Raw genomic sequence first — 16,213 nt, 5'->3', positions numbered from 1 at the left:
CGGCGGCCCAGCGGCCACCGGCATGACAATCACTACTGCAGCTCGACCCCACGGGCGCGCCGGCGGATCGGGTGCTGCGCCTTGAGCTGCGCCTGGCGCGCCTCGGCCGCCGCCTGTTCGGCACTGGCCTGCAGCTGCGCGGCATGGGCCAGCAACTGCGCCAGGGGCGCTTCGGGCGCTTCGAGCAAGCGCTCGAACACCCCTTGCAACTGCACGAACAGCCCTTGCATGTCGGCCGCCGTGTACAGGCTGGCGTCGCATTTGAAGGCGGCGGTCAGGCGCTCGGCGTTGACGAACTCGGCGATCAGGTCCAGCTCGGTGGCGCCCTGCCCCGCCTCCTGCGGGGTCACCTGCAGGCCGTGCGGCGCCTGCATCGGCAGGCTGCCTTCCTGGTAGATGAACTTGATCGCGAACAGCGGTGAACGGCCGGCCTGACGCGGCAGGCGCAGGGCCTCGACCAAGCGGTCGAACGGCAGGTCCTGGTGATCGGAAGCACCGACCACCACGTCGCGGCAGCGCTCCAGCCACTGTTCGCCACTGAGGCTGTCGTCCAGCGTCAGCTGCAGTACCAACTGGTTAACGAAGAAGCCGACCATTTCTTCAACCCCCGCATGGTTGCGGTTGGCAACGTCGGTACCCAGGCGCACCCGACGGCTGTCGCAACGCTGCGCCACCACCAGCGAGAAGCCGGCCAGCAACAGCATGTACAGGGTCAGGCCACGGGCCTTGGCGGTGGCGCGCAGGGCCTCGGCCAGCACTGGCGGGAAATCGAAGGCGTGTACCTGGCAGGTGCCGGCACTCACGCCGGCCTGCGGGCTGCCCGGCAGGCGGCTGAGGCGATGGTCGTCGCCCAGGGTGCGCTGCCAGTAATCGAGCTGGCGCTGCATCTGCCCGGCCGCCAGCCATTGGCGCTGCCACACGGCGAAGTCCAGGTAGGCCAGGCCCGGCGCCGGCAGCGATGCCGGGGCGCGCCGCACGGCGGCGTCGTAGAGGGCGACGAATTCGCGCAGCAGGATGCCGAACGACCAGTGGTCGGCGACGATGTGGTGCAAGGTCACCAGCAGCAGGTGCTGCTGTTCGGCCAGGCGCAGCACCGCCACCCGCAGCACCGGGCCGTTGACCAGGTCGAACGGCGCCTGCGCCTGCTCGGCCAGGGCTTGCGCGATCGCCACCTCGCGGGTGGCGGCCGGGGCCTGGCGCAGATCGACGACGGCCAACGGCAAGGCCATGTGCGCATGCACCTGTTGCCAGCTGTCGCCGCCTTCCTGGGCGTAGGTGGTACGCAACACCGAATGGCGTTGCAGCAAGCCCTCGAAGGCCGTGCGCACGGCGTCGATGTCCAGCTCGCCGTCGAGCTGCAGGGCGCGCGGGATGTTGTACATCGAGCTGTGTGGCTCCAGTTGCCAGAGGAACCACAGGCGTTGCTGGGCGAACGACAGCGGCTGGCGCTGCGCGGAGTCCAGCGCTTGCAACTGCGGCACCGCCAGCACGGCCGGGGCCGCCACGCAGGCATCGACCGTGGCGGCGAACGCCTCCAGGTCACGGGCTTCGAACAGGCTGCGCAAGGGCAGCTCGACGCCCCGGGCATGGCGCACCCGGCTGATCACCTGGGTGGCCAGCAGCGAATGGCCGCCGAGGTCGAAGAAGTTGTCGCGCAGGCCTACCCGCTCGACGCCCAGCAGTTCGCCCCACAGCGCCGCGAGCTCGCCTTGCAGGGCGCTGCGTGGCGCTTCGAAGGCCTGTGCCAGCAGGCTGGCGTCCGGCGCTGGCAGGGCCTTGCGGTCGAGCTTGCCGTTGGGGGTCAGTGGCAGTTGCGCCATGACCTGCCAGTGGGCCGGCTGCATGTAGTCCGGCAGCGCTACGCCGAGTGCTGCGCGCAACCCTTCGCAGAGTGCGGCCTGGGCCTCGCGGTCAGCCTCGGCCAGCGCCTGTCGCGGCACCACGTAGGCCACCAGTTGCTGGCCGACCGGGCCCGGCACGGCCACCACGGCCGCCTCGGCGACAGCCGCCTGGGCCAGCAGGCAGGCCTCGATTTCACCGGTCTCGACGCGGAAACCGCGGATCTTCACCTGATGGTCGACCCGGCCGATGTATTCCATCTGCCCGTCCGGCAGGCGCCGGACCAGGTCGCCGCTGCGGTACAGCCGCGCACCGGGGGTGCTGGCGAACGGGTCGGGGACGAAACGTTCGGCAGTCAGCGATGGCTGCGCATGGTAGCCGCGTGCCAGGGCCTCGCCACCGATATACAGCTCACCGACCACGCCATCGGCCTGCAAGGCCAGGCCTTCGGCCAGCAGGTAGGCGCTGCGCCCGGCCACCGGTCGCCCGATAGGTGCATAGGCGCTGGTGAAACGGGTGGTGGCATCGGCTTCCCAGAGGAAGGGGGTGATGACCGTTTCGGTCGGGCCGTAGCCGTTGACGATGTGCTGCGGGCGCAGTTGCCCCTGGATCTGTTCGAAACCTTCGCGCGGGAAGGCCTCGCCCGCCACGTTGAACGAGCGCACCGACGCCGCACGGCCGTGGGCCGCGGCCCAGGCCGCCAGCTGGCAGGCGTACTGGGTGGGGAAATAGACCAGGCTGGCCTGCTCGCGCTCGATCACCTCCAGCGCTTCTTCAGCGCTCCACAGGCCTTCGCCGCGCAGCACGCAGCGGGCGCCGCTGATCAGCGGCAGCAGCCACTGCTCGGTGCCCCAGTCGAAGTTCAGCGAGGCGAAATGCAGGAAGCGGTCGCTGCTGTCGATGCGGTAGAAGCGCTGCATGGTCAGCAGGTGGCGCAACAAGGCGCCCTGCTCCAGGGCCACGCCCTTGGGCCGGCCGGTGGAACCGGAGGTGTACAGCAGGCACAGCAGGTTGTTGCTGGCGAGGGTTGGCGACGGGGACTCGACGCCCTGGGTGGCCAGCACCAGCTCATCGACCCGCAGCAGGCGCGCGGCGCTGCCGGCCAGCAACGCCGCACTGCGGGCATCCCCCAGCACCAGTTGCACACCGCTGTCTGCCAGCATGTAGCCCAGGCGCTCGGCGGGGTATTCCGGGTCCAGCGGCACATAGGCGCCGCCGGCCTTGAGGATGGCCAGCAGGCCGATGATCAGGCGTTCGCCACGGGGCAGCGAGATGCCCACCAGCACCTCCGGGCCGACACCCTCGGCGACCAGCCGCTGGGCCAGGTCGCTGGCCTGGCTGTCGAGGCTGGCGTAGCTCAGCGCCCGACCCTCGGCGACCAGGGCAATGGCCTCCGGCGTGCGCCGGGCCTGGGCCTCGATCAACTGGTGCAGCCACACCGGCGCGGCCTGCGCCGGCAAGGCGGCGGGCATTGCCAGCAGCGCCTGGCGGGCAGCCGGGGGCACACTGTCGAGGGTCGCCAGCACTTGGCCTGCGCCGTCGACGAACTGCCCCAGCAGGCATTCCAGCTGCGCCGCGAGGGCCTGCACCGTACCGGCGTCGAGCGCCGCGCACAGGTAGCTGTAGTGCACCTGCAGGCGCTCGCCGAGGGTCACGGCCAGAGTCAGCGGGTAGTTGGTGCGCTCCAGGTTGGCGACTTCGCCAAAGCGCACGCCGGCCTGGCCGGACTCGGCCAGCGCCGCCGACAGCGGATAGTTCTCGAACACCAGCAAGGTGTCGAACAGCGCATCGCTGCCCTGCCCCGACCAGCGCTGGATCTCGAACAGTGGCGTGTGTTCGTGCTCACGCAGCGCCAGGTTGAGCGCCTGCACCTGTTGCAGCCAGTCGCCCAGGGTTTGCTGCAGGGCCGGGCGGGCGATCACCGGCAAGGTGTTGATGAACAGGCCGATCTGCGCCTCGATGCCCGGCAGTTGCGCCGGGCGCCCGGCCACGGTGGCGCCGAAGGCCACGCAGTCCTGGCCGGTGCAGCGTTGCAGCAGCAACAGCCAGGCCGCCTGGACCAGGGTGTTGACGGTGACTTTCTGCTGCCGGGCGAAGGCGCCCAGGCGCTCGCCCAAGGCCGCATCGATGGTCTGGTAGAAGTCGCCGTGGCTGGCCTGTGCGGCCGCTTGCGGCGGCGTGGGCAGCGCGTGGGCCAGGCGCGTCGGGGTTTCCAGCGCGGTGAGCTGGTCGCGCCAGAACGCCTCGCTGGCCGCCATGTCCTGCTGACCGAGCCATTGGATGTAGTCACGGTACAGCCCGACCGGAGGCGCCACTTGCTGCCCGGCGTAGCGTTGCAGTACTTCGCCGAGCAGGCGCGAGTTGCTCCAGCCGTCCAGCAGCAGGTGGTGGCAGGTCTGGATCAGGTGGTGGCGGGCCTCGCCGGTGCGCACCAGGGTCAGGCGCAGCAAGGGCGCCTGGGCCAGGTCGAAGCCGTGCTCGCGGTCCTCCTGGGCCAGGGCGGCGAGCGCCTGCGGCAGGTCGGCGCGGTCGCGCCAGTCCAGTTCGCGCCAGGGCAGTTCGACCTGGCGCATGACCATTTGCAGCGGCTTGCCCTGCTCGCCTTGCCAGGCAAAGCCGGTGCGCAGGATGGCATGGGCGTCCAGCGCCTGCTGCCAGGCGTCGCGCAGGCGTGCGGGGTGCAGGCCCTCGACATCCAGGCGCATCTGGTTGACGTAATCGCTGCCGGCTTGTTCATAGAGGCTGTGGAACAGCATGCCCTGCTGCATCGGCGACAGCGGGTAGAGGTCTTCGAGCTGCCGTGCGGCCACCGGCAGTTGCGCCAGCGCCGCGCCATCGAGCCCGGCCAGCGGGAAGTCCGAGGCGGTCACCTGCCCGGGGGCCTGGACGCAGTGGGCGACCAATGCGCGCAGTTCCTCGGCGAAAGCATCGACCAGGGCCTGGATGCGTTCGGCCGCGAACATCTGCTGGCTGAAGCCCCACTGCAAGGCCAGCTCGCCGCCGTACACCTGGCCTTCGACGGTGAGCCAGTTGGCCAGTGGCGCGTCCGGGTCCTGGCCTTGGCCTGCGCCATGGCTGGCGGGCACCAGCAACGCCTGCTCATCGAACTGGCGGTCGAACTGGCCAAGGTAGTTGAAGGTCACTCGCGGGCGCGGCAGGGCCGCCAGTTCCGCACGGGTGGCGGCATCACCGAGGTAACGCAGCAGGCCGTGGCCGATGCCCTTGTCGGGCACGCCGCGCAATTGCTCCTTGACCGCCACCAGCGAAGCGCCCAGCTCGGCCTCGGGTACCAGCAGCACCGGTTGCAGGCTGGTGAACCAGCCGACGCTGCGCGACAGGTCGAGGCCGCTGAACAGGTCTTCGCGGCCATGCCCTTCCAGCTCGATCAGCGCGCCCGGTGCCGCCGTCCAGCGGCACAGCACCCGCGCCAGGGCGGTGAGCAGCAGGTCGTTGACCTGGGTGCGGTAGGCCGCTGGCGCAACCTGCAGCAGCTGGCGGGTGAGTTCGGCGTCGAAGCGGCATTCGATCTTGTGTTCATGACGGTTGTGCAGCGCGCCGTCGCGGTTGTCGCACGGCAGTTCGGCGACTGCCGCGCGCCCCAGGTGTTCGCGCCACCAGGGCAACTGCGCCTGGTAGCCGGGCAAGGCCTGCTGCAGGCGCAGTGCCCAATCCTGATATGCGCTGGTGCGCGCCGGCAGGCGTGGCGGCTGGCCGGCCAGCACTTGGCGGTAAGCCTGCTCGAGGTCTTCGAGCAGCACCCTCCAGGACACCCCGTCCACCACCAGGTGGTGCAGCACCAGCAGCAGTTGCTGGCGGCCCTCGGGCAGCTCGATCAGCAGTACCCGCAGCAACGGCCCGTCGGCCAGACCCAGGCTGCGCTGGGCAGCCTCGCACAGGGCCAGCGCGGCTTCGGCATCGGCCGCCGTGCAGCGCTGGAACACCTCGCCGGCGCTTTCGCCATAGCGCTGTTGCCAGGTTCCGCCGTGCTGCTCGAAGCGCAGGCGCAGGCTGTCGTGGTGCTCGACCAGTTGCTGCACGGCCTGGGCCAGCGCCTCGCCCTGCAGCGGTGCGCGGGCATCGAGCAGCAGGGCCTGGTTCCAGTGCTGGCGGTTGGGGATGGCCTGGTCGAAGAACCAGTGCTGGATAGGCGTCAGTGGCACTTCGCCGCTGGCCGGCCCACGCACCACAGCCTGGCTCGCCTGCCCGGCCACCTGGGCCAGGCCGCGAATGGTCTGGTGCTGGAAGATGTCCTTGGGGGTCAGCGCCAGCCCGGCCTCGCGGGCACGGCTGACCACCTGCATGGAGACGATCGAGTCACCGCCGAGCTCGAAGAAGTTGTCCAGCACGCCGACCTGCTCGAGGCCCAGCAAGGCTTGCCAGATCTGCGCCAGGGCCTGCTCGCGGGCATCGCCGGGCGCCACATGCTCGCGCTGCGCCTGCAACGCGTCGGGCGCCGGCAGCGCCTTGCGGTCGAGCTTGCCGTTGGGGGTCAGCGGCAGCGCGGCCAGCATCGGCATGGCGGCGGGCACCATGTAGTCGGGCAGGTGCTCGCCCAGCGCTGCGCGCAGTTGCTCGCGCAGTTTGCCCTGGGCCGCCGGATCGTCGAGCAAGGCGGCATCGGCCGGCACCACATAGGCCACCAGCTGGCGGCCGCTCGGGCCTTCCGGCGCCAGCACCGCCACTTCGCTGACCTGCGCCTGCGCTTGCAGCCGCGCCTCGATCTCGCCCAGCTCGATGCGGAAACCGCGCACCTTGACCTGATGGTCGATGCGGCCGATGTACTCGAGCTCGCCTTGGTCGCGGTAGCGCAGCAGGTCGCCAGTGCGGTACAGGCGCCCGCCGTCGGCGGCGAATGGGTCTGGCACAAAGCGTTCGGCGGTCAGCCCCGGGCGCCCGAGGTAGCCACGGGTAATGCCGGCGCCGGCCAGGTACAGCTCGGCGGCGCAACCTTGCGGCACCGGCTGCAGGGCGGCGTCGAGCAGGTAGGCGGCGGTGTGCGGCAGCGGCCGGCCGATGCTGGCACGGCCACCGGCCTGGCGGCGGGTCCAGGTTGAGTAGGTGGTGTCTTCCGAGGGGCCGTAGAGGTCGTACACGTGCGCCAGCCCCGGTTGGCGGTAGAGCTCGTCCACCACCCGCTGCTTGAGCGGCTCGCCGGCGAGGTTGACGATACGCACGCCGGCGGGCAACTGGCCGTCGCGCAGCAGCGCGGTGATGGCCGAGGGCACGGTGTTGACCAGGCGCACCTGGTCACGCGCCGGCAGTTGCGGCAACTCCAGGGCATTGCGCGCCAGCACGATGGAGCCGCCCGCGGCCAGGGTCACGAACAGCTCCCACACCGACAGGTCGAAGCAGATCGAGGTCGATGCCAGCACACCCTGGATGTCTTCACGGCCATACACCTGGCGCGACCAGTGCAGCAGCGCCATGACGTTGCGATGGGTAATGGCCACGCCTTTCGGGCGGCCGGTGGAGCCTGAGGTGTAGATCACGTAGGCGAGGTTCTGCGCCACGGCGTGATTGGCCGGCGGCACGCCCGGCCAGGCGGCCAGGCTCTGCTCGTCGGCGTCCACCAGCAGCACCTCGGCGCAGTCGGCCAGGGCCAGGCGCTGGGCCACTTCAGGGTCGCTGAGCACTAGGTGCGCGGCGCTGTCTTCGAGCATGTAGGCCACGCGCTCCGCCGGGTAGTCCGGGTCCAGCGGCACGTAGGCGCCGCCGGCCTTGAACACCGCCAGCAGCGACACCAGCAGTTGCGGGGTACGCGGCAGGGCCACGCCGACCCGGGTCTCGGGGCCGACACCGGCCGCCACCAGCCGCTGGGCCAGGCGGTTGGCCCAGCGGTCGAGCTGGCCATAGCTGTACTGCTCAAGGCCGAAGGTAAGGGCCAGCGCCTCGGGCTGTTCGGCGGCCTGGCGGGCGATGCTCTGGTCGATGCGCGACCCCTGGTCAAAGCCGTCACCCGGCGGGTTCCAGGCGTGCAACAGCTGTTGCTGTTCATCGGTGCCCAGCATCGGCAGGCGCGCCACCGCTTGATTGGTGTCGGCGACCATGGCGCGCAGCAGGTTGAGCCAGTGGCCGGCCATGCGCGCGATGGTCGGCGCGTCGAACAGCTCGTCGGCGTAGGTCAGTGCGGCGTACAGCTGCCCGCCCTTCTCCCAGGTGTCCAGGCTCAGATCGAACTGGGTGGTGCGGCCCTTCCACTCGATCAGGTCGAAACGAATGCCCGAGGCGGTCTGCAGCGCGCTGAGGTCGGTGACCAGCGGCTGGTGGTTATACATCACCTGGAACAGCGGGTTGAGCGCCAGGCTGCGTTCGAGCTTGAGCGCTTCGACCAGGCGCTCGAACGGCAACTCCTGGTGCGCCTGGGCGCCGAGGGCGGTGTCGCGCACCTGGGCAATTAGCCCGGCCACCGTGAGGTGCTCGTCGATGCGACAGTTGAGCACCTGGGTGTTGACGAAAAAGCCGATCAGCCCTTCGACTTCGGCGCGGTTGCGGTTGGCGATGGGCACCCCCACGCGCAACTCGGCCTGGCCGCTGTAGCGGTAGAGCAAGGCATCGAAGGCCGCCAGCAGCACCATGAACAGGCTGGCCTGCTGCTGCTGGGCCAGGGCGCGCAACTGCAGGGCCAGCTCGGCATCGACCGCGAAGTTGAAGCGGGTGCCGCGATGGCTGGGGGTGGCTGGGCGCGGGTGGTCGGTGGGCAGTTCCAGCACCGGGTGCTCGTCACCCAGCACCTGTTGCCAGTAGGCCAGCTGGCGCTCCTGCTCGCCGGCCTCCAGCCAGGCGCGCTGCCACAGGGCGTAGTCGGCGTACTGGATCGGCAGCGCCGCCAGCGGCATGGGCTGGCCCTGGCTGAAGGCGTCGTAGCAGCGGATGAACTCGTCGATCAGCACGTTCATCGACCAGCCATCGGAGACGATGTGGTGCAAGGTCAGCAGCAGCACATGGCGCTCGGCGCCCAGCTTGAGCAGGCGCACCCGCCACAGTGGGCCCTGCTCCAGGTCGAACGGGCGCTGGGCCTGGGCTTGCGCGCGCTCCTGCACCGCCTGTTCGCGGGCGGCGGCATCCAGTGCGCTGAGGTCTTCGAAATCGACGGTCACCGCCTGGGCCGCGGCGACCTGGCGCAGCCCGTGTTCACCCTCCTGGCGCAAGGCGCTGCGCAGGGTTTCATGACGCTCGGCCAGCGCCTCCAGGGCCTGGGCCAGCGCATCACGGTCCAGCGGCCCGTCCAGGCCAACGGCGCCCGGGAGGTTGTAGGCCGCGCCCTGGGGATCGAGCTGCCAGAGGAACCACATGCGCTGCTGGGCATATGAGGGCATGCCGCGCTCGGCGGCCTGCACCCCGGCAGGGATGGCGAACTGGGCGAAGTCGACCTGCTCCCGGGCCAGCGCCTGCAAGAAGATCCTGCGTTTTTGCGCCGGCAACTCGAGGAATCGGCGGGCAAGGTTGCGGGCATCTTGAGCATTCATTGGCGTTCATCCGTAAAGAGGGGCAACGAGCGGGGCAGCTCGGTCGTGCATGGAAAACGGATGAACGGAGGGGAAAATTAACGGACGGCGCGGGCCGCCGCCGGTCGCCTTGAAACATTTACTTTCATTTACCTTGGCAGGTTTCTCATTCTCATTCGTCCTATTAAGTGCAGCCTTCACGGTTGAGCCGAGCCTCGACCGCACTTTTTATGCAGAAGACCGACCGATGGCCCGACAACCGAAGAAGAAATCCGCCTCCAAGCTGTGGTTCCTGGTGCACAGCTGGCTCGCCCTGCCGATCTGGTTCTTTGTCCTGATCGTGTGTTTCACCGGCATGCTCGCCGTGGTCAGCCAGGAGATCGTCTGGCTGGCCAACCCGGATGTGCGCGCCAGCAAGCCGCTCGATGCGCCCGACGCCGAGCGCCTGAGCTTCCAACAGGTGCTTACCGCCATGCACGCAGCCGAGCCGGAGCTGGCAGTGCGCTTTCTCAGCCAGCCGGACGGCTCGCACTTCGCCCTCAACGCCTCGGTGACCCGCCCTGACGGCACCACCGCGCTGCTCTACGTCAACCCGTACTCCGGGGCGATCCAGGGCCAGCGGCCGAACTTCGACTTCGAAGCCTTCACCCGCGCCCTGCACGGCTGGTGGCTGGTGCCGTTCACCAACGGCTACAGCTGGGGCTGGTACCTGGTGTCGCTGCTGGGCCTGCCGATGCTGGCTTCGCTGGTCACGGGGCTTGTGGTGTACAAGAAGTTCTGGCGCGGCTTCTTCAAGCCGGTGCGTACCGGCCACGGCTCGCGGATCTTCTGGGGCGATGTGCACCGCCTGGCCGGGGTGTGGTCGATCTGGTTCATCGCGGTGATTTCCATCACCGGCACCTGGTTCCTGATCCAGGCGATCCTCGGCGACAACCACGTGACCATTTCCACCGAACCGGTGGTGCCAGTGATCGCCCGCGAGCAGGTGCCGCAGACTCCCGACGGCACGCCGGCGCCGCGCATCGACCTGGACGAGGCCGCGCGCATCGCCACCGAACGCATCCCGGGCCTGGACGTGAGCTTCATCTCCCTGCCGCTGACCGCCTACAGCCACTACAGCATGGGCGGCCGCGGCTGGTACCCGCTGATGTTCCAGACCGCCGAAGTGAACCCCTACACGCGCAACGTCGACGCCCAGTTCCTGCTCGGCGACCGCTCGACCCTGGAGTTCGTCACCGAGTCGATGCGCCCGCTGCACACCGGCGACTTCGGCGGCCTGGCGATCAAGCTGATCTGGTTCTTCTTCGGCCTGGTGCTGACCCTGATGGTGCTCAGCGGCCTGTTGATCTGGACCAAGCGCACCGCCCAGGCCACCGCCGCCGCGCTCAAGCGCAGCGAGCGCCCGGCACGGGCCAGGCAACCCCGTGAAACCCCTGTGGAGGCCCAGCCATGAGCCAGGCGAACAGTGTGCCGCAGGGCGGCTTCAAGCAGTGGTGGCTAAAATGGCGCTTCCACCTGAACATCCTGCTGATCCTCATCCCGCTGGGTTTCATGCCCAAGTACTTCGCCGACGCCAGCCTGCTGCGCGGCGACAGTGGCCTGGGCGCCAACGTGATCCGCGACATCCAGATCGACCGCTGGAGCCTCGACCTGGCCGAGCTGCGTGACGAAGCACCGCGCGCCGACGGCCCCGCCGGCGACTTCAAGGCGTTCAACGCCGCCCTGTGCAAGACCTGCACCGAGGGCGTCAAGGCCATCTACCTGCGCGTCGGCAAGCCGCGCAGCCTGCGCGCCGCCGGCACCATCTTCTTCGGCTCGCAGCACCGCATGAGCACCAACCTGCCGATCCCGCCCCGCACCCGCGCCGATGCCGACCTGTGGGTCACCATCGAAGGCTGGGACGGCAAGATGTACCAGGCCTCGGTGCCGCTGGCCAAGGCATCGCCGGCCACCGTGGCCTGGCTCGAGAAACAAGGAGGCAAGAAATGACACCACCGTTGCTGCGCAGGCTCGCCCTGCCCTTTTTGCTGCTGGCCGCCACCCCGGCGCTGGCGCACAACCCGATGTGCGATTGCACCGAAAACGCCGGGCAGATCACCTGCAAGGGCGGTTTCAGCGACGGCAGCGGCGCGCCGGGGGTAACCCTGGACGTGATCGGCTACGACGAACAGGTGCTGGTGGCCAGCAAGCTGGGGGATGACTCCACCCTCACCTTCAAGCGCCCCGACGGCGAGTTCTACGTGCTGTTCGATGCCGGCCCCGGCCATGTGGTGGAAGTGGACCACGCCGATATCGGTGCGCCATGAGCCGCGCCCAGGTGGTACGCCCGGCGGGTGCCGGGCACGAAACCCTCTATGTGTTGCTGGCCGCCGCGCTGATCCTGCTGCTGGCCGCCAGCGTGGTGGCCCTGCGCGGCGAGCGCGAGGACGAGCAGACCGTGGCCGCCCACCAGCTCGACGCCCGGCGTGACCTGAACGCCGCCGAACAGGGCCTGCACACCGACTTGTGGGTGGCGGTCGAGGAGATCCGTGCGCTGCGCGAGGAAACTGGCAGCGCGCCGCAGGTTACCGAGCTTGCCGAAGCGGGCCTGCCGCCCTTCGTGGCCGATGCCAGCAGCCAGAGCCGCGGCAGCCTGCAGTGGGCGCTGCTGGACAACGGCGCCTACCTGGGCCGCAGCCAGGCCCCTGAAGTGGCTGGCAGCCTGCTGCTGATCCTGCCGCAGACGGCCGACGCCCAGCCCGATGTGTGGCTGCGCCGCGACAGCAGCGCGATGGCCCCGGACGCCCTGGACAGCGCCACGCTGATCGCCGCCGGCTGGCGGCAGATCGTCACCCACTACGACGCCGGGGTTACCCGCCAACACCGTCATTAAGGATTTGCCCATGTTCCGCTCCGCCCGCCGCACCCTGGCGCTGCTTTTGGCCTGCGCCCTGCCTGCCCTGGCCGCCGCCGACACTGGCAAGCCGCTGCGCATCGGCATCACCCTGCACCCTTACTACAGCTATGTGAGCAATATCGTCGGCGACAAGGCCGAGGTGGTGCCGCTGATCCCGGCCGGCTTCAACCCCCATGCCTACGAGCCGCGCGCCGAAGACATCAAGCGCATCGGCAGCCTGGATGTGGTGGTGCTCAATGGCGTGGGCCATGACGACTTCGCCGACCGCATGATCGCCGCCAGCGAAAAGCCCGCTATCAAGACCATCGAGGCCAACGCCAACGTGCCGCTGCTGGCGGCCACCGGTATCGCCGCCCGTGGCGCCGGCAAGGTGGTCAACCCTCACACCTTCCTGTCGATCAGCGCGACCATCGCCCAGGTCAACAACATCGCCCGCGAACTGGGCAAGCTCGACCCGGACAACGCCAAGTTCTATACCCAGAACGCCCGTGCCTATGCCAAGCGCCTGCGGGCCCTGCGCGCCGAAGCGCTGGCCCAGGTGACCCAGGCGCCGGATGCGACCTTCCGCGTGGCGACCATCCACGCCGCCTACGACTACCTGGTACGTGACTTCGGCCTGGAAGTGACCGCCGTGGTGGAACCTGCCCACGGTATCGAGCCGAGCCCGGCGCAACTGAAGAAGACCATCGACCAGCTCAAGGCGCTGGACGTGAAGGTGATCTTCTCGGAAATGGACTTCCCTTCCGCTTACGTCGAGACCATCCAGCGTGAATCGGGCGTGCATCTGTACCCGCTCACGCATATCTCCTATGGCGAATACACCAAGGAAAAGTACGAAGTGGAGATGAAGCGCAACCTCGACACCGTGGTCCGCGCCATCCAGGAGAACCGCGCGTGACCGCCGCCGCCCACCTCAGCGCCGTTGGCGGGCCGCGCATCGACTTCGATGGCATCGACCTGACCCTGGGCCGCACCCGCATCCTTGAAGGCGTGCGCTTCAATGTCGCCCCTGGCAGCGTGCACGCCATCGTCGGGCCCAATGGCGGCGGCAAGAGCTCGCTGATCAAGACCCTGCTCGGGCAGATGCCGCACCAGGGCCAGCTGACCCTGCACTGGCCGGGCGAGCAGGAAGTGATCGGCTATGTGCCCCAGGCGCTGGAGTTCGACCGCGGCCTGCCGATGACCGTCGACGACTTCATGGCCGCCATGTGCCAGCGCCGCCCGGCGTTCCTTGGTTTATCGCGGCGGGTGCGCCCGGCCATCGACGCGGCGCTGGCCAGGGTTGGCATGCTCGACAAGCGCAAGCGGCGCATGGGCGCGCTGTCCGGTGGCGAACGCCAGCGGGTGCTGCTGGCCCAGGGGCTGATCCCCGAGCCGCAACTGCTGGTGCTCGACGAGCCGATGTCGGCGCTCGATGAAGCCGGCATCCAGGTGTTCGAGCAACTGCTGCACGGCTGGCGCCAGGCCGGCACCACCGTGCTGTGGATCGAGCACGACCTGCAGGCGGTGCTGCGCCTGGCCGACCGGGTCACCGGCCTGAACCGCCAGGTGCTGTTCGACGCCCCGCCGGCTGAAGCGCTCACGCCTGAGCGCCTGCTCAGCCTGTTCTCCGTCCACCCTCGCAGCGAGAGCCGTTCATGAGTTTCGAAGCGTTCCGCCAACTGGTCCAGGAATGGGCCGGCGCGGGTTATCTGCCGGAGGCGCTGGCCTACGGTTTCGTGGTCAACGCGCTGCTGGCGGGCCTGATGATCGGCCCGGTGCTGGGCGGGCTGGGCACCCTGGTGGTGGTCAAGCGCTTTGCCTTCTTCTCCGAGGCGGTCGGCCACGCCGCGCTGACGGGCGTGGCCATCGGCATCTTGCTGGGCGAACCCTACACCGGCCCCTATGGCAGCCTGTTCGGCTACTGCCTGCTGTTCGGCATTTTGCTCAACTTCCTGCGCAACCGTACCGGGCTGTCGCCGGACACGCTGATCGGGGTGTTCCTCTCGGTGTCGCTGGCGCTGGGCGCGAGCCTGCTGCTGATGCTGGCCGGCAAGATCAACGTGCATATCCTGGAAAACGTGCTGTTCGGCTCGGTACTCACCGTCAGCGCCCACGACCTGCTGGTGCTGGGTATCGTCGCGCTGCTGGTACTGGCGTTGGCGCTGCCGCTGTACAACCGCATCATGCTGGCCAGCTTCAACCCGCAGCTGGCGGCAGTGCGCGGGGTGGCGGTGAAGACCCTGGACTACCTGTTCGTGGTGCTGGTGACGCTGGTGACCGTGGCCTCGGTGAAGGTGATCGGGGCGATCCTGGTGGGCGCCCTGCTGGTGATCCCGGCAGCGGCCGCGCGGCTGGTCAGCCAGTCGCTCAAGGGCTTCTTCTTTATCTCGGTGCTGATCGCCACCGTCAGCACCCTGCTGGGCATCCTGCTGCCGATCACGCTCGACCTGCCGGTGCCGTCGGGCGCGGCGATCATCCTGGTGGCCGGCCTGTGCTTCGCCCTCTGTGCCCTGGCCCGCGCCCTCGTCCCCCGCCTGCAAGGAAACCCGGCATGACCCTGAAGAAACTCACCCTGGCCCTGGCCTTGAGCGGCCTGCCGCTGCTGGCCAACGCCACGCAAGTGCTGACCACCCTGCCGGTGACCCACAGCCTGGCGGCCGCCCTGCTCGATGGCACCTCGGTGCAGCTCAAGAGCGCCGTCCCGGCCAACCTGCCGGCCAGCCGCCAACCGTCGTACTTCGAGGGCCGTGGCGGCGCCAGCCTGCAGAAGGCCGCGCAGCAGGCCGACGCGGTGATCGGCGTGCGCTCGATCTGGCGTGACGACCCGCTCTACCCCATGGCCCGGCGCAGCAATATTCGCATCGTCGAAATCGACGCCGCGCGCCCGGTGGACGGCGCCCTGCCGGGCATCGCGGTGAATGGCGAGCAAGCGTTTTCTGCGTATCCGTGGCTCAACCCGACCAATCTGGGGCGCATGGCCGATGTGGTGGCCAACGACCTGGAGCGCTTGTCGCCGGCGGACAAGGCGAAGATCCAAGGCAACCTGGCCGGGCTCAAGCGCCAGATGCTGGAGCTCACTGCCAGCAGCCAGGCGCAGCTGGCCGAGGTTGATAACCTCAGCGTGGTCAGCCTGTCCGAACGGCTTGGGTATCTGGCCAGCGGGCTCAACCTGGATGTGGTCGAACAGCCGCTGCACGCCGACGAGCAGTGGGACGAGGCCGCGCTCAAGGCCCTGAGCGACAACCTCAGGCACCAAGACGTGGCGTTGGTGCTGCACCATCGCCAACCGGATGCCAAGGTGGTTGCGGCGATCGAGGCCGGTGGCGCGAAGTTGCTGGTGGTCGACAGCGACCCGCAGGATGCGGTGGCCGGGCTCAAGGCCAGTGTCGAGCAGGTGCTGAAGGCGCTGGGCAGCAGCTGAGTTTCAAGGCCCTCTCGCCGGCAAGCCGGCTCCCACAGGTACAGCGCTGAACCAAGAGTTGCGCCATGCCTGTGGGAGCCGGCTTGCCGGCGATAGGGCCGGTACAGGAAACGACACCGCCTGCGACAATCCACCACACCAAGCCGAAACCCGGTGAAACCCTCCAAATGGTAGATTCGCCGCCATGAAAACCACTCGTCGGACACGCTCGCTGACCGCATGGACGCTCTACGCCAGCGTCCTGTTCAGCCTGTTGCTGTGTGGTTTGCACCATGGCCAGATGACCGGCCTGCGCCTGTCCGGCCTGGAAGGCGGTTACTGCAGCATGGACAGCGGCCATGGCCCGGCCATCGACCTGGACGGCGGCAGTGGCGACCAGCATATGGCGCAGCTCGACTGCCCGGTGTGCTCCTCGTTCGCCATGGCCGTGCCACTGAGCAGCGCCGGCTGGACCTTCTCCGCCACCCATGGCCAGGCCCCGGCGCCGATCGTCACCCGCAGCTGGGGGCAACCGCCGCCACGCTACCTGCGCCACGCCATCAACCCCCGCGCCTCCCCTGCCCCGTTCCCCGCAGCAGAACACTTCGCCTGACCCTGGCAGGCGCGCCCGTGCGCGCGTCTGAGGGCCGG

Annotated in this window: 10 protein-coding genes; 9 read left to right on the top strand and 1 reads right to left on the bottom strand. The window is 69.1% G+C overall.

What is annotated here, in order from left to right:
- Positions 1-32: 32 nt before the first annotated feature.
- Complete coding sequence (locus tag LOY51_RS11205) at positions 33-9,305, bottom strand: non-ribosomal peptide synthetase (protein WP_258646206.1); 9,273 nt, start codon at positions 9,303-9,305, stop codon at positions 33-35.
- Between the two features lie 226 nt (positions 9,306-9,531).
- Between LOY51_RS11205 and LOY51_RS11200 the strand changes: the two genes are divergently transcribed.
- From LOY51_RS11200 to LOY51_RS11160, 9 genes are all read left to right on the top strand, one after another.
- Complete coding sequence (locus LOY51_RS11200) at positions 9,532-10,737, top strand: PepSY-associated TM helix domain-containing protein (protein WP_125463684.1); 1,206 nt, start codon at positions 9,532-9,534, stop codon at positions 10,735-10,737.
- Complete coding sequence (locus tag LOY51_RS11195; RefSeq protein WP_110995154.1) at positions 10,734-11,273, top strand: PA2404 family protein; 540 nt, start codon at positions 10,734-10,736, stop codon at positions 11,271-11,273. The genes LOY51_RS11200 and LOY51_RS11195 overlap by 4 nt, the downstream gene beginning before the upstream one ends.
- On the top strand, positions 11,270-11,590 hold the full coding sequence (locus LOY51_RS11190; RefSeq protein WP_125858309.1) for a hypothetical protein: 321 nt from the start codon (positions 11,270-11,272) through the stop codon (positions 11,588-11,590). Before LOY51_RS11195 ends, LOY51_RS11190 begins: the two co-directional genes overlap by 4 nt.
- Positions 11,587-12,156 carry a DUF6162 family protein gene (locus tag LOY51_RS11185; protein WP_258646203.1) on the top strand — a complete coding sequence of 190 codons (570 nt, stop codon included), beginning with the start codon at positions 11,587-11,589 and terminating at the stop codon, positions 12,154-12,156. The genes LOY51_RS11190 and LOY51_RS11185 overlap by 4 nt, the downstream gene beginning before the upstream one ends.
- Before the next feature lie 10 nt (positions 12,157-12,166).
- Entirely contained in the window at positions 12,167-13,078 is a 912-nt protein-coding gene (locus tag LOY51_RS11180; protein WP_258646201.1) for a metal ABC transporter substrate-binding protein, read from the top strand.
- Positions 13,075-13,821 (top strand): metal ABC transporter ATP-binding protein, encoded by a 747-nt coding sequence (locus LOY51_RS11175; protein WP_258646199.1) that lies wholly within the window; start codon positions 13,075-13,077, stop codon positions 13,819-13,821. Before LOY51_RS11180 ends, LOY51_RS11175 begins: the two co-directional genes overlap by 4 nt.
- Positions 13,818-14,717 (top strand): metal ABC transporter permease, encoded by a 900-nt coding sequence (locus LOY51_RS11170; RefSeq protein ID WP_110995159.1) that lies wholly within the window; start codon positions 13,818-13,820, stop codon positions 14,715-14,717. The genes LOY51_RS11175 and LOY51_RS11170 overlap by 4 nt, the downstream gene beginning before the upstream one ends.
- Positions 14,714-15,583 (top strand): metal ABC transporter substrate-binding protein, encoded by an 870-nt coding sequence (locus LOY51_RS11165; protein WP_258646196.1) that lies wholly within the window; start codon positions 14,714-14,716, stop codon positions 15,581-15,583. Before LOY51_RS11170 ends, LOY51_RS11165 begins: the two co-directional genes overlap by 4 nt.
- A gap of 184 nt (positions 15,584-15,767) precedes the next feature.
- Positions 15,768-16,175, top strand: coding sequence for a DUF2946 domain-containing protein (locus LOY51_RS11160; RefSeq protein ID WP_258646195.1), 408 nt, complete (start codon positions 15,768-15,770; stop codon positions 16,173-16,175).
- The last annotated feature ends 38 nt before the right edge of the window (positions 16,176-16,213 follow it).

Source organism: Pseudomonas sichuanensis, assembly GCF_024749065.1.
Taxonomy (GTDB): domain Bacteria; phylum Pseudomonadota; class Gammaproteobacteria; order Pseudomonadales; family Pseudomonadaceae; genus Aquipseudomonas; species Aquipseudomonas sichuanensis.
This window is presented reverse-complemented; position numbering and strand designations above follow the sequence as displayed.